General features: G+C 60.3%; 11 protein-coding genes. 2 read left to right on the top strand and 9 right to left on the bottom strand.

Going from position 1 to position 13218, the window contains the following annotated elements; translation table 11 throughout:
• Positions 1 to 226: 226 nt before the first annotated feature.
• The gene (locus tag VJ698_RS09215; protein WP_324102444.1) at positions 227 to 685 is read left to right on the top strand and encodes a response regulator; all 459 of its coding nucleotides are present in this window, start codon (positions 227 to 229) and stop codon (positions 683 to 685) included.
• Entirely contained in the window at positions 663 to 3923 is a 3261-nt protein-coding gene (locus tag VJ698_RS09210; protein WP_324102443.1) for an EAL domain-containing protein, read from the top strand. The genes VJ698_RS09215 and VJ698_RS09210 overlap by 23 nt, the downstream gene beginning before the upstream one ends.
• Before the next feature lie 60 nt (positions 3924 to 3983).
• Here VJ698_RS09210 and purF read toward each other — a convergent pair whose 3' ends face one another.
• The 9 genes from purF to truA form a co-directional block, all read right to left on the bottom strand.
• Positions 3984 to 5501, bottom strand: coding sequence for an amidophosphoribosyltransferase (gene purF / locus VJ698_RS09205; protein ID WP_324102442.1), 1518 nt, complete (start codon positions 5499 to 5501; stop codon positions 3984 to 3986).
• A gap of 24 nt (positions 5502 to 5525) precedes the next feature.
• Positions 5526 to 6014 carry a CvpA family protein gene (locus VJ698_RS09200; RefSeq protein ID WP_324102441.1) on the bottom strand — a complete coding sequence of 163 codons (489 nt, stop codon included), beginning with the start codon at positions 6012 to 6014 and terminating at the stop codon, positions 5526 to 5528.
• A gap of 13 nt (positions 6015 to 6027) precedes the next feature.
• The gene (locus VJ698_RS09195) at positions 6028 to 6987 is read right to left on the bottom strand and encodes an SPOR domain-containing protein (protein WP_324102440.1); all 960 of its coding nucleotides are present in this window, start codon (positions 6985 to 6987) and stop codon (positions 6028 to 6030) included.
• Between the two features lie 60 nt (positions 6988 to 7047).
• Positions 7048 to 8352 carry a bifunctional tetrahydrofolate synthase/dihydrofolate synthase gene (gene folC / locus VJ698_RS09190; protein WP_324102439.1) on the bottom strand — a complete coding sequence of 435 codons (1305 nt, stop codon included), beginning with the start codon at positions 8350 to 8352 and terminating at the stop codon, positions 7048 to 7050.
• A gap of 68 nt (positions 8353 to 8420) precedes the next feature.
• Entirely contained in the window at positions 8421 to 9293 is an 873-nt protein-coding gene (gene accD / locus VJ698_RS09185) for an acetyl-CoA carboxylase, carboxyltransferase subunit beta (protein WP_324102438.1), read from the bottom strand.
• Between the two features lie 109 nt (positions 9294 to 9402).
• On the bottom strand, positions 9403 to 10200 hold the full coding sequence (trpA, locus tag VJ698_RS09180; protein WP_324102437.1) for a tryptophan synthase subunit alpha: 798 nt from the start codon (positions 10198 to 10200) through the stop codon (positions 9403 to 9405).
• 84 nt (positions 10201 to 10284) lie between these two features.
• Positions 10285 to 11553, bottom strand: coding sequence for a tryptophan synthase subunit beta (gene trpB, locus VJ698_RS09175; protein ID WP_324102436.1), 1269 nt, complete (start codon positions 11551 to 11553; stop codon positions 10285 to 10287).
• Positions 11554 to 11555: 2 nt separating this feature from the next.
• Positions 11556 to 12239: a phosphoribosylanthranilate isomerase gene (locus tag VJ698_RS09170; RefSeq protein ID WP_324102435.1), complete on the bottom strand. Its 684-nt coding sequence runs from the start codon at positions 12237 to 12239 to the stop codon at positions 11556 to 11558.
• Positions 12240 to 12380: 141 nt separating this feature from the next.
• Positions 12381 to 13178, bottom strand: a complete 798-nt coding sequence (truA, locus tag VJ698_RS09165; protein ID WP_324102434.1) for a tRNA pseudouridine(38-40) synthase TruA — start codon at positions 13176 to 13178, stop codon at positions 12381 to 12383.
• Positions 13179 to 13218: the final 40 nt, after the last annotated feature.

The following is a 13218-nucleotide window of genomic DNA, read 5'->3' as shown; positions in this document are numbered from 1 at the left end:
AAACCATGCAGAGAGATTTTGACAAGCCGACTTCGCAAGCCCTGCCCGAGAGGGCCTTACACATCCTGCACCGACCGGGAATCCGATCCCGCCTTTATCCCCGTCAAGAAGCAGCCTGCATGACAGGCGCAAGATGGTGCTGTCCGAGCAGCAAACAAAACCGGAGCCGTATTGCGGCCCTGCCCATGGAAAACACACGGTGCGCATGACCGCATGGCGCATGCGCATGGCTGCAGATGCGAAGGAGTACCTGCCGATGCCTGCACGCATTCTCCTGATCGAAGACGACCCGGCCAGCATGGAACTCATGGCCTACCAGCTGAGGGCGTGCGGCTTCGACACCTTCTATGCGCATGACGAGACCGAGGGCCTCGAATTGGCGGGGCTTGACCGTCCCGATCTGATCGTCTGCGACGTGCACCTGCCCCACCTTGACGGCTATGCCCTGGCAAGGCGCCTGAGCATGGATCCCGCCTTGCAGGACATTCCCGTCATCGCCATGACTGCGGTCGTGCCAGATGACGAAGAGCGGCTAAAAGTTGCCGGTTTCGACGGCTACGTCTGCCAGGCGACGGATCCTGACGCCTTCATCGCATCGATACAGCATTTCCTGCCCCGCGAAAAGCAGGGCAAGCATCGGTACCAACAACAAAGGAGTGAAGATGGCAACGATCCTGATCGTTGACGACCACGCGCTGAACCGGCAGTTCTTGATGGTTCTGCTTGGTCAAAGCGGTCATCATGTGTTCGAGGCGACGGATGGCGCGGAGGCGATCGGAATCGCCCGCGCCCACCGCCCCGATCTCATCATCGCCGACATCCTCATGCCCAACATGGACGGATACGAATTCGTCACGCGCCTGCGCGAGATTCCGTCCATGGCCGATACTCCGGTCATTTTCCATACCGCCGCGTACCACGAGCGCGAGGCGGGCATCATGGCGACGGCCTGCGGCGTGCGCTGGATCCTGGCCAAGCCATCGGCGCCGGAAACCATTCTCAGGGCCATCCATGAAGCACTTGCCTTGCCCCACGAGACGGCTGCGCAGTCCGCGCAGAGAGAGCCTCCAAGGGCGGCGGGGCTTGAGAGCGAAATGACGAAATACCTGGGCGAGCTTGAGGACAGCCGCGACATGGTGTCGCAACTGGCACGCAGTGGCGGCGGAGAGCACTCCGATGTAGGGGGACTGCATGAAGTCGTGCAGCGACTCTCGAGCGCATTGACCCGCCTGCAAGCAGTGAGCCTGCGCTCGACGGCTTTGATCGAGCTCGGCATCGACCTGGCGGCCGAGCGCGACCCCACGCACCTGCTTGAAATCTCCTGTCGCGTCCTGCAGGACATCTGCCTTGCGAAGTTTGCGGCGGTCGGCATGCTGGACAGTCGGGGCCAGCACCTGGAGCGCTACATCACGCGCGGACTGGACGACGCGGCACTGGCCCGGCTCGCGACACCGCGCCCGCGCGAGGGCATGCTCGGCGCAACACTCATCGAACGCGCCGCGAAACGCGTAAGCGGGCTGGATGGCGACCCGCAGCTGGTTGGCCTGCCCGCGGCGCATCCACCGGTCCACTCCATGCTTGCCGTACCCATCGCCTCGAAGGAAAAGCTGTTCGGCTGGCTGTACCTAATCGACAAGCTGGGCTCCGAGGAATTCACCGATATCGACGAGCGCGCAGCATCCACTGTGGCCGCGCAACTGGCGGTTGTCCATGAAAATCTCGCCCTCTACGGGGAGATCCAGAAACAGCATGCGCAGCTGACGGTGGAGGTCAGCGAACGCAAGCAGGCGCAGGAGGCATTGCGCCGCATGCTCTCCGCGCGGACGGTGATGGCGGAATGTAATCATGTCATGGTGCACGCCACCGATGAGACCAGCCTGCTGCAGGACATGTGCAGGACGATTGTCGAAGCCGGCGGCTATCGCATGGCGCGCATCCTCTATGCCAATGCAGACGGCAGCATGACCTGCGTGGCGAGCGCCGGGCAGGCAACGGATTCCGCTGCCGCCGCCCCTGCAGAGTTGCCGCCGCAGGCGACAAGCGGAGAGATCGCCGAAAACACGCTCGCGGTATCCCTGCCCCTGCGTAACAAGGACCATGTATTCGGCGCCCTGACGATCTATGAGGACGAACCGGAATCCTTCGACAACGAACAGATTGCCCTGTTCGAAGGCCTCGCTGCCGATATCGCGTTCGGCGTGAAGAGCCTGCGCACCAGGGCGGCACGCGACAAGGCCGAGCAGGACCTGCGTGCTACCGAAGAAAAGCTCTCGGGCATACTCGATTCGATCGACAATGCCGTCTGGTCGGCCAATAGCGCCGGCTTCATCTACCTCAACGCCATGGTGGAGAGAATCTACGGCAGGCCATTGCAGGAGTTCTATGACGACCGAAACCTCTGGTTCGAGGCCGTGCACCCGGAGGACCGGGCTGCGGTGCGCAAGGTGCATGCGCGGCTGGGCGAATCGGGCGCATTCAAGCGCGAATACCGGATCATTCGCCCTGACGGCGAAACCCGCTGGGTGGAAGAGCGCGCACGGGCGATACGCGACCAGCAGGGCCGCCTGTTGCGCTTCGATGGTGTCACCGTCGACGTCAGCGAACGCAAGGATTATGAAGCGCGCATCGAATACCTGGCCGACCATGATGCCCTGACCGGCCTTGCCAACCGCAACCTGCTCGGCGACCGCATCGGGCAGGCGATGGCGCATGCGCGCCGCAACGGTTTGCTGCTGGCAGTGCTGTTCCTGGACCTCAACCGGTTCAAGAGCATCAACGACAGCTTCGGACACAAGCTCGGGGACAAATTGCTGCTCGAAGTGTCCCGGCGCCTCACGAAGGTCGTGCGCGACGGCGATACGGTGGCGCGCCAGGGTGGCGACGAATTCATCATCCTGCTGCCTGACCTGCCACGCCCGCAGGATGTCTCCGCGGTCGTGCTGAAGATATTCGATGCCTTGTCCGCGCCCTTCCACGTGGAAGGCAACGAAGTATTCATCACGGTCAGCATCGGTGCCACCCTGTATCCGGACGACGGCGACGACACGCAGTCCCTGCTGCGCAATGCGGACAATGCCATGTACCGCGCCAAGGAAGAGCACGGCAATGCGTTCCAGTTCTATTCGCAGGAGATGAGCGCACGTGCGCTGGAACGCGCAGAACTGGAGAGCGCACTGCGGCGGGCGCTCGATCGCGACGAGTTCGAGCTGTTCTACCAACCCAAGGTGGACGCGCGCAGCAGCCGGATCATCGGCGCCGAAGCGCTTATCCGCTGGCGACACCCCGAGCTGGGGCTGGTGCCGCCGACTCGCTTCATCCCGATGGCCGAAGAAATCGGCCTGATCGTGCCGATCGGCGAATGGGTCCTGCATACCGCCTGCGCGCAGAACAAGGCGTGGCAGGACGCAGGGCTGCCTCCGATCAGCGTTTCAGTGAACCTGTCGGCGCGGCAGTTCCGCCAGGAAGGCCTGGTCGATTCGGTGGCCATGGCGCTCGACAACATGGGGCTCGATGCACGTCATCTTGAACTGGAACTCACGGAAAGCATCGTTATGAGCAGCGCCGAACTGTTCATCAGCAAGATGAAAGAACTCAAGGCGCTCGGGGTACAGCTGTCGATCGACGATTTCGGCACAGGCTATTCCAGCCTCAGCTACCTGAAGCGATTCCCGCTGCACCACCTGAAAATCGACCAGTCCTTCGTGCGCGACATCGCGACCGATACCGACGACGCTGTCATTACCAGCACAGTCATATCCCTTGGCCATAGCCTGAACCTCAGAGTGATCGCGGAAGGTGTCGAGACGGAGGAGCAGGTAGCGTTCCTGCGCAGGCACGATTGCGATGAGATGCAGGGATATTTTTTCAGCAAGCCTCTGCCCGCGCGCGAATTCGCGTCGCTGCTAGGACGCGTCCTGCACTGATGGCAAAAAGCCCGCGCCTATTAAGGCCGCGGGCTTTTGAATACATCGACCTTGGCAGGCTCAGTCGACGCGCGCGAGATTCAGGTTCAGTTGCGAACGCACCGTATCCTCGCTGGAAGGCTTCGGATGGTTGCGCACATATTCGATGCGGTCGAGATAGTCACGCGAGATATCGCCGGTCACGTAGATACCGTCGAAGCAGGATGCCTCGAAGCGCTTGAGCGCCGGATTGACGTCGGAGATCGAACGCTTGAGTGCCTCGACATCCTGATAGACGAGTGCATCGGCCGTGATTTCCCGGCACACTTCCTCTTCGGTACGTCCATGGGCAATCAGCTCGTTGCGCGTCGGCATATCGATACCATAGACGTTCGGATATTTCACCGGCGGCGCGGCGGATGCGAAGATCACGCGCTTGGCGCCGGAGTCGCGCGCCATCTGCACGATCTCGCGGCTGGTAGTGCCGCGCACGATCGAGTCGTCGACCAGCAGCACGCTCTTGCTCTTGAACTCGCTGCTGATCGCATTGAGCTTCTGCCGCACCGACTTCTTGCGCTCTGCCTGGCCGGGCATGATGAAGGTTCGGCCGATGTAGCGGTTCTTGATGAAGCCTTCGCGATAATCCAGGTTCAGCTTCAAGGCCAGTTCCATCGCCGCCGGACGCGATGAATCGGGAATTGGCATCACCACGTCGATATCACCCAGCGGAAACTGCTTCCTGATCTTCTCCGCCAAATATTCGCCCATCTTCAGGCGCGATGCGTAGACCGATGCGCCGTCGATCACCGAGTCCGGGCGCGCGAGGTAGACGAATTCGAACGCGCAGGGACTCAATATCGGGTTCTCTGCACACTGCTGGTTGTACAGCTTGCCGTCCAGGTCGATGAAGATCGCCTCGCCCGGCATCACATCACGCAGGAAGCGGAAACCAAGGCCTTCCAGTGCAACGGATTCGCTGGCCAGCATGTACTCCGGTCCCTTCTCGGTATCATTGAAGCCGATGCAGAGCGGGCGGATGCCGAACGGATCACGGAACGCCAGCAAGCCATAACCCGCGATCTGCGCCACCACCGCGTACGAACCGCGCACGCGCTTGTGCAGCGCGCTGACAGCCTTGAACAACGCAGATGGATCGAGTGAGTAGCCGGTGGTGACCTGCTGGATCTCATGCGCCAGCACGTTCAGCAGGACTTCAGAATCGGAGTCGGTGTTGATGTGGCGGCGATCGTTCTTGAACATCTCGATCTTGAGCTGTTCCCAGTTGGTCAGGTTACCGTTGTGGGCGAGGATGATGCCGAACGGCGCGTTCACGTAGAAGGGCTGCGCCTCTTCCTCACTGTCGGAACCGGCAGTGGGATAACGCACCTGGCCGATGCCAGCATTGCCCGGCAGGGAACGCATGTTGCGCGTACGGAAAACGTCACGCACCAGGCCGTTGGCCTTGTGCATGGAGAACGTATTGCCGTGATTGGTTGCGATGCCTGCGGCATCTTGGCCGCGGTGCTGCAGGAGCAGCAGCGCATCGTAGATCAGCTGGTTAACCGGATTATGGGAAACAACGCCAACTATGCCACACATGGTGGACTCCTCAACTAAGACAATTCAAAACTGTACATGCCGTGCGATATCGCCCGGCAGGAAGGGCTTGGCCGTACGAGCGGCAGTCTCCGCCAGCGGGCTCAGCATGGCCTCCTTCCAGAATGGCTGCTGCGGAATGGCTGTCATTCCGCATACCAGGACGGCCGCGAGCACGATGAGCAGGCCGCGCGCCAATCCGAACAGGCTGCCAAGTCCGCGATCCGCCAATGTCAGGCCGCTCGCCTTGATGACAGCATCAAGGGCCATGGTCAATAACATCATCAGCAACCTGACTCCGATAAACAGTGCAATAAATGCCACGATCAGTCGCGTGACATTGCCGGGAATCATGTCAGGCAGCAAGGCTGCGAGATCCTCGCTGTAAGCGTTCGCCACGATAAAGGAAACGATCCAGCCCAGCAGCGACAGTATCTCCTTGACCAGCCCGCGCAAGGTGCTGATGACCACCGAGCAGACCAGAACGAACAGTACCAGATAATCGAATATCGTCACGACCTGGCGGAATTCAAGCAGGCACCAGCGTGCCGTTCAGTCCGAGCTTGTTGACCTTGGCCCGAACTTTTTCCGCCTCTTCCTTGTTGGCGAACGGACCGACCCGAATGCGGATGCGGTCTCCCGAGCTCGTCGCAACCTTCTGCGTATAGGACTTGATGCCGGCGCCTTTGAGCCGGGACTGAAGCTCGTCGACCTTTTCCTTGCTCGCGAGGGCTGCCACCTGGATAACGAATTTCCCTGGCCTCTTCTCGGCCGCCTTTGCCGGGTCCGCTTTGCCTTCCAACAGCGCCTTGGCGCGTGCTGCATCCTTGGAATGTTCTGCAGCTTTGGCATCAGTCCTGGCCTCGGTCTTCGGCGCCGGGGCAACGGCTGCGGCTGCCGGCTTTTCGACGATCGACGTCTTTACCACTTCCGCTTCATGCTTCGCCGGGCTCTTTGCCTTGGATGCTTCAGGCGCTGTCGCAACAGTCTCCGGCTTCTTCCCGGATTCCTTCGTTTCAGGAGCCTTCACATCCGGATGCTTCGCATCGGCCGGTGTCGCCGCGGCGGCTTCCGTCGGAGCGACGGGCGGATCGATCACTTCTTCCTTCGGATCGAGGGCATCAGCCGCGGCAATTTTCGGCGCTGCAGTGGGATGGGCAGTGTTCGAAGAAGTGATCTTGTCCTTGGACGGAATCTGGATCGTGATGTCATCGGCAACCGGCTTCGGTTCCGAATCGAGGATCATTGGCAAACCGATCACTGCCGCGAGGACCAGTGCCACGGCCCCGATCAGGCGGCGGCGCGCACGCTTTTTCTCCGGCAGGACGGGATCGACCGGATCGGCACCCCGGCCGCTCTCGCTGGACTTGCGGCGCTGCTTTGTGCGGCTGCGGACCGCCTTGGATTCCTCCTCCGCGCGCGAATAGAACGCGCTGTCGTCGGAAGCCGGTTCTTGCTTGTTTTTACGAAGGAACGAGAACAAGCTCATGCGATAAAAATGAAGTCCATCGGTGAATTCAGAAGCGGTCTTGATAAAACAGCATGTCCATCAAGACAAGCCCTCGGCCCTTCTGGCCTCCATCACGCCGGCGACGGTAAGGAAGGATCCGAAAACCGCAATTCTATCATTCTCCCCTGCCCTGCTGAGGGCATTCGCGTAGGCGGCAGCGGGCGAGGAAAAGGTCTGGATGGTGCGCTCCGCGCCCGCCTTCGCCTCCGGAATAACGCCTGCATCCAGCAGTTTCTGCCTGATCTGCTCCGCCGTCGCTGCGCGCGGCAGCGGGAGGTCGGTCACGCACCAGTGGTCGATCTTGTCCTTGATCTGGGCGATGATGCCGCTGATGTCCTTATCCTGCATCGCGCCGAATACCGCATAGGTATAAGGATGGAAAGCCATGTGGTTGAGGTTCTGTGCGAGCGTCGCAGCGGCATGCGGATTATGCGCAACGTCGAGGATCACCGTCGGGCGCCCCGGCAGCACCTGGAACCGGCCGGGCAGATCCACCATCACGAGGCCGTTGCGCACTTCCTGCGCGCCGACAGGCAAACGATTGCGCAAGGCTTCCAGCGCGGCGAGCGCTGCCGCGGCATTGAGCAACTGATTCGCGCCGCGCAATGCCGGATAGCCGAGCGAATTGCGCCGTTGTCCGCGGCCACCGTAGTTCCACTGCTGCTTGTCTCCCGCATAGTTGTAATCGCGGCCGAACAGCCAGAGGTCGGCACCGATGGCCTGCGCGTGGTCGACCAGGGATTGCGGTGGTATCGGGTCGCCGCAGATGGCTGTCTTGCCAGGACGGAAAATGCCAGCCTTCTCGAATCCGATCTCCTCGCGCGTGCTGCCGAGGTAATCGGTGTGGTCGATGTCCACGCTGGTGACGATGGCGACGTCGGCATCGAGAACGTTGACGGCATCAAGGCGACCGCCCAGGCCGACTTCGAAAATCACAGCGTCCGGTCGCGCCTGTGCGAACAGCCGCATGACGGCGAGCGTCGTGAATTCGAAATAGGTCAGCGACACCTCTCCACGGCCTGCCTCGACGGCGGCGAACTGCTCGATCAGTGCCTCGTCGGAAGCCAGTTCGCCGTTGAGGCGCGCGCGCTCATTGAAGTCGAGCAGATGTGGCGATGTGTATGTACCGACGCGATAGCCGGCTTGCAGAAGGATCGACTCCAGCATGGCGCAGGTCGACCCCTTGCCGTTGGTTCCGCCGACGATGATGACCGGGCAGTCGAAGCGAATGCCGAGGCGATCCTTGACCTGCGCGACGCGCTCCAGGCCCATGTCGATGGCTTTTGGGTGCATCGTTTCCAGTTTGGCAAGCCAGTCGGAGAGTGTAGTGGGAAGCTTGTTCATGATGGGGAACTTCAAAGCAAAAAAGCCCGGACTTGGGTCAGTCCGGGCTTGGTGTGTTCATTCAATAATCAGGCCAGTACTTCGGCCGGCTGGTTCTGCAGCAGGGCAAGCACATGGGCAATCTCTTCGCGCATCTTGCGACGATCGACGATCATGTCGATGGCACCCTTCTGCAGCAGGAATTCTGCACGCTGGAAACCTTCCGGCAGTTTCTCGCGCACCGTGTTCTCGATCACGCGCGGTCCGGCAAAGCCGATCAGGGCTTTCGGTTCCGCGATCACGACGTCGCCCATGAAGGCGAAGGAAGCCGACACGCCGCCCATGGTCGGATCGGTCAGCACTGAAACGAAAGGCAATTTCTTCTCGGACAGCTTGGTCAGCATCGCGGTGGTCTTGGCCATCTGCATCAGAGACAGCAAACCTTCCTGCATACGCGCACCACCGGTGGCAGTGATGCAGATGAAAGGCACCTTCTGCTCCAGCGCGGTCTGCGCACCACGCACGAAGCGCTCGCCGACAACGGAACCCATCGAACCGCCCATGAATTCGAATTCGAAACAGGCAACCACGACCGGCAGCGTCATGATCGATCCGCCCATGACGACCATGGCGTCGGTTTCGCCAGTGGCATCGATCGCATCCTTCAAACGATCCGGATATTTCTTGCTGTCCTTGAACTTCAGCGAATCGACCGGCAACGCTTCCTGGCCGATTTCATAACGGCCGCCAGCGTCGAGCAGCGTGTCAAGGCGCTCGCGTGCGCGGATGCGCATGTGGTGATCGCATTTCGGGCAGACGTGGAGATTGGACTCCAGGTCGGTACGATAGAGCACTGCTTCGCATGAAGGGCATTTGACCCAGAGCCCTTCGGGAATCGACCGGCGGGTGGCGGACTCGGAGCGCTGAATGCGCGGGGGAAGCAGTTTTTCAAGCCAGCTCATCGTGACCTCTTCTCAATTTTTTCGGTTCCGCATTTTACCGCTCGAGTTGACGCGCGCCAATATGCGATGGTGATTACAAATCTGCCACTACTGGCAGGTTTGACAACTGTCATTCATCCAGTGCCTTGCGGATGCCGGAGATAAATGCCTGCACTGCCTGCACTGCATTGTCGCGCGGCGTGTTTTCCAGTTCCTGGATGATACGGCTGCCGATCACGACTGCATCGGAGACCGACGCGATTGCCTTTGCGGTGGCAGCATCCCGGATACCGAAGCCGACGCCGACCGGAACCTTGACATGTTGCTTGATGGCCGGAATCTTCGATGCGACCGCGCCCAAGTCGAGATGTCCCGAACCGGTCACGCCTTTCAGCGATACGTAATACACGTATCCCGATGCAATCTTTCCAACCTCCTCGATGCGTTCATCGGTCGAGGTCGGCGCGAGCAGGAAGATCGGATCAAGCCCGGCTTCCTTCAACGAGGCCGCAAAGTCCTGGCACTCCTCGGGTGGATAGTCGACGACAAGCACGCCGTCGACACCCGCCTGTTTCGCGTTCTGGATGAACGTCGATTCCCCCATGTGCTCGATCGGGTTCGCATAGCCCATCAGGACAACCGGAGTCGACTGATTGCTCTTTCGAAATTCGGTAACGAACTGCAATACCTGGTGCATGCCGACGCCATTCGCCAGAGCACGCTCGGATGCGCGCTGGATGACGGGGCCATCAGCCATAGGATCGGAGAAAGGCACGCCGAGTTCGATGATGTCGGCACCGCCCGCCACCAAGGCGTGCATGAGCGGTACTGTCAGCTCCGGTGCCGGATCGCCGGCGGTGATGAAAGGAATCAGGCCTTTTTTGCTTTTCGCTGCAAGCGCAGACAAGGTAGATTGAATTCTGGACATGATGATGTATTCGTTGTTATCCCGTCGATCCGGAGGCCATCGGAGCCATGCGCCTTGCAAGGCTCGTCTTCCCCGGTTGCGATATCAGAGTTTCTTCTTCGACCGCTCGGCAACGGTGTGCATATCCTTGTCGCCGCGCCCGGAGAGGTTAGCCAGAATGATCTTGTCCTTCGGCAGGGTTGCAGCAAGCTTGGCGGCATACGCCAGGGCATGGCTCGATTCCAGTGCCGGGATGATTCCCTCGATGCGGCAGCAATTGTGGAATGCCGCCAGCGCCTCGTCATCCGTGATTGCCACATACTTCGCGCGGCCGATATCCTTCAGGTATGCGTGCTCGGGACCGACCCCGGGATAATCCAGGCCTGCCGACACCGAATGCGTCTCGATGATCTGCCCGTTTTCATCCTGCAGCAGGTAGGTACGGTTGCCGTGCAGGACGCCAGGAGAACCGGCGATCAGGGAGGCGGAGTGCCTGCCTGTTTCCAGTCCGTCACCGGCGGCTTCGACGCCGATGAGCTGAACATCCTTGTAGTCGATATAAGGATAGAAGATGCCCATTGCGTTCGAACCGCCGCCGACGCAGGCAACCACACAGTCCGGCTGGCGGCCGGTCATCTCGGGCATCTGCTCCAGGCATTCGTTGCCGATCACCGACTGGAAGTCGCGCACCATCATCGGGTACGGATGCGGCCCGGCCACCGTGCCGATGATGTAGAACGTGTTTTCCACGTTAGTGACCCAGTCGCGCATGGCTTCGTTGAGCGCATCCTTCAACGTCTTCGAGCCGGACTCGACCGGCACCACCTTTGCGCCGAGCAGCTCCATCCGGTAGACGTTCTGCACCTGGCGCCTGACGTCTTCGGAGCCCATGTAGACCACGCATTCAAGGCCGAAACGCGCGCAGATGGTAGCCGTTGCAACGCCATGCTGGCCTGCGCCCGTCTCGGCAATCACGCGCGGCTTGCCCATGCGCTTGGCCAGCAATGCCTGGCCGATCACGTTGTTGATCTTGTGGGCGCCCGTGTGATTGAGGTCTTCGCGCTTGAAATAGATTTGCGCGCCGCCCATCATTTCCGACCAGCGCTTCGCGTGATAAATCGGACTGGGACGGCCGACGAAATGCTTCAACTCGTCTTCGAACTCGGCGAGGAAATTCGGATCCTTGCGGTAACGCGCGTACGCATCCTTCAATTCGGTCAGCGCATGCGTGAGTGTTTCGGAAACGAAGGTGCCGCCATACTGGCCGAAATGCCCGCGAGCATCAGGCAGGTTATAGTGGGCCTCCTGGTAGACAGCCGCCCTTGGAGCAGGCTGGCGCTCGGGGTAGTTACCCAGCGCATTCAGTTCTTTCATGGTCATTCTCTCGATGTATTGCTCAGTGTCGTGTCCGCCGCGCGCACTGCCTCGATGAAGGCGTTTATCCTGGCGGGATCCTTGATTCCCTTCGACAATTCAACACCGCTGCTGATGTCAACGGCGTGAGGGCGCACCCGAAGCACGGCTTCAGCGACGTTTTGCACGCTCAAGCCACCACTTAAAACGACCCGAGGCGCGAGCTCTTTTGGGATGAGAGACCAATCGAAAACCTTTCCACCGCCGCCATAACCCTCCACAAGAGTGTCCAGCAGCAAACCGGAGAACAAGTGACTGGCAGCGCGATAACTATCTTCGTATTCTATCAAATCGGCACCGGATGTCGCCGCGCCAATCCGTGCCGCCCGCAGGAACGGCCGGTTGACCGACCGCGCCACCGCCACGCAATGTTCGATGCTTTCATCACCATGAAATTGCAACATGGAAACCGGTGCTTGTCTGACAACCGCCTCCACTTCTGCGGCGTCAGTATTGACGAACAGACCAACGCTTGTCACGAATGGCGGGACGGCCCTGAGCAGCTGCGCTGCCGCCTCGGGAGAAACGTAGCGCGGGCTCTTTGGATAGAAGACGAAACCGATGGCATCGGCTCCAGCCGCAACGGCCGCCTGTACGTCATCGATCCTGGTCAGGCCGCAAATCTTGATTCGGGTACGCTTGTTCATGATTGTATTTCAATGAGTCCCGGGCACTATTATCCGCCTCCAGGCACCCCGGTGGCCCATCGTCCCTCGATTTACCGTTCATGTCAGGGCAATCGCCGTCGAATTTTCGACTGAAACCGAAAATTGAGGTATGAGGGATCATCAGGCCCACGGTAATGGATTGACGCTTTCCTGCGGCAGGCGCCACCTGGCGTCATAGGTGATTTTTGCAAGATACAGGCCGTCGGGCATGAAGGTCGGCGCCGCGCGGCTGCGATCACGGGCTTCCAGGATTTCCGAAAGCCACTGCGGCGGCTGGTTGCCATTGCCGATCACGATCAGCGAGCCCACGATATTGCGGACCATGTGATGCAGGAATGCGCTGGCGGTCAGCGTAAACATAATGATGTCGCCGCGCCGCTCGATGCGAATCTCCTGCATGGTCTTTACCGGTGACTTTGCCTGGCATTCCGCCGCCCGGAATGCAGAAAAATCATGCGTTCCGATAAGAAAACGGGCAGCAAGGCGCATCGGTTCGACATCCAGCGGCCGGAAAACCCAACCAGCCTTGCCCGCGAGCAGTGGCGATCGCACCGGGTGGTTGTAGACGACGTAGTGATAGGTGCGTGCCGTCGCACTGAAACGTGCATGGAATTCATCCTGAGGCTCATGCTGGACTTCACAAGCCCAGCGCACCGCGATGGATGGAGGCAGGAAAGCATTTACACCGCGCACCCAGGAAAACATCTCACGGTCCAGGTCCGTATCGAAATGCACAACCTGCTCAAGTGCATGCACACCGGCATCCGTTCGGCCCGCGCAGGTCGTCGCAAGCCTGGCCAGCGCAAAGCGCTCCATCGCAGCTTCCAGCGTATCCTGCACGGTATTCCCCGTCGGCTGTGTCTGCCAGCCATGCCATGACTTGCCGTCATACTGAACGCCGAGGACGATGCGCTTCAATTCCACTCCTGACCGAAAACATTAAAAAACAAAACGGGCG

The organism is Noviherbaspirillum sp. (assembly GCF_035254685.1).
In the GTDB taxonomy this organism is placed as follows: Bacteria; Pseudomonadota; Gammaproteobacteria; order Burkholderiales; family Burkholderiaceae_D; genus Noviherbaspirillum.
The sequence above is the reverse complement of the archived record's forward strand: the minus strand, read 5'-3'. Positions and strand labels throughout refer to the sequence as shown.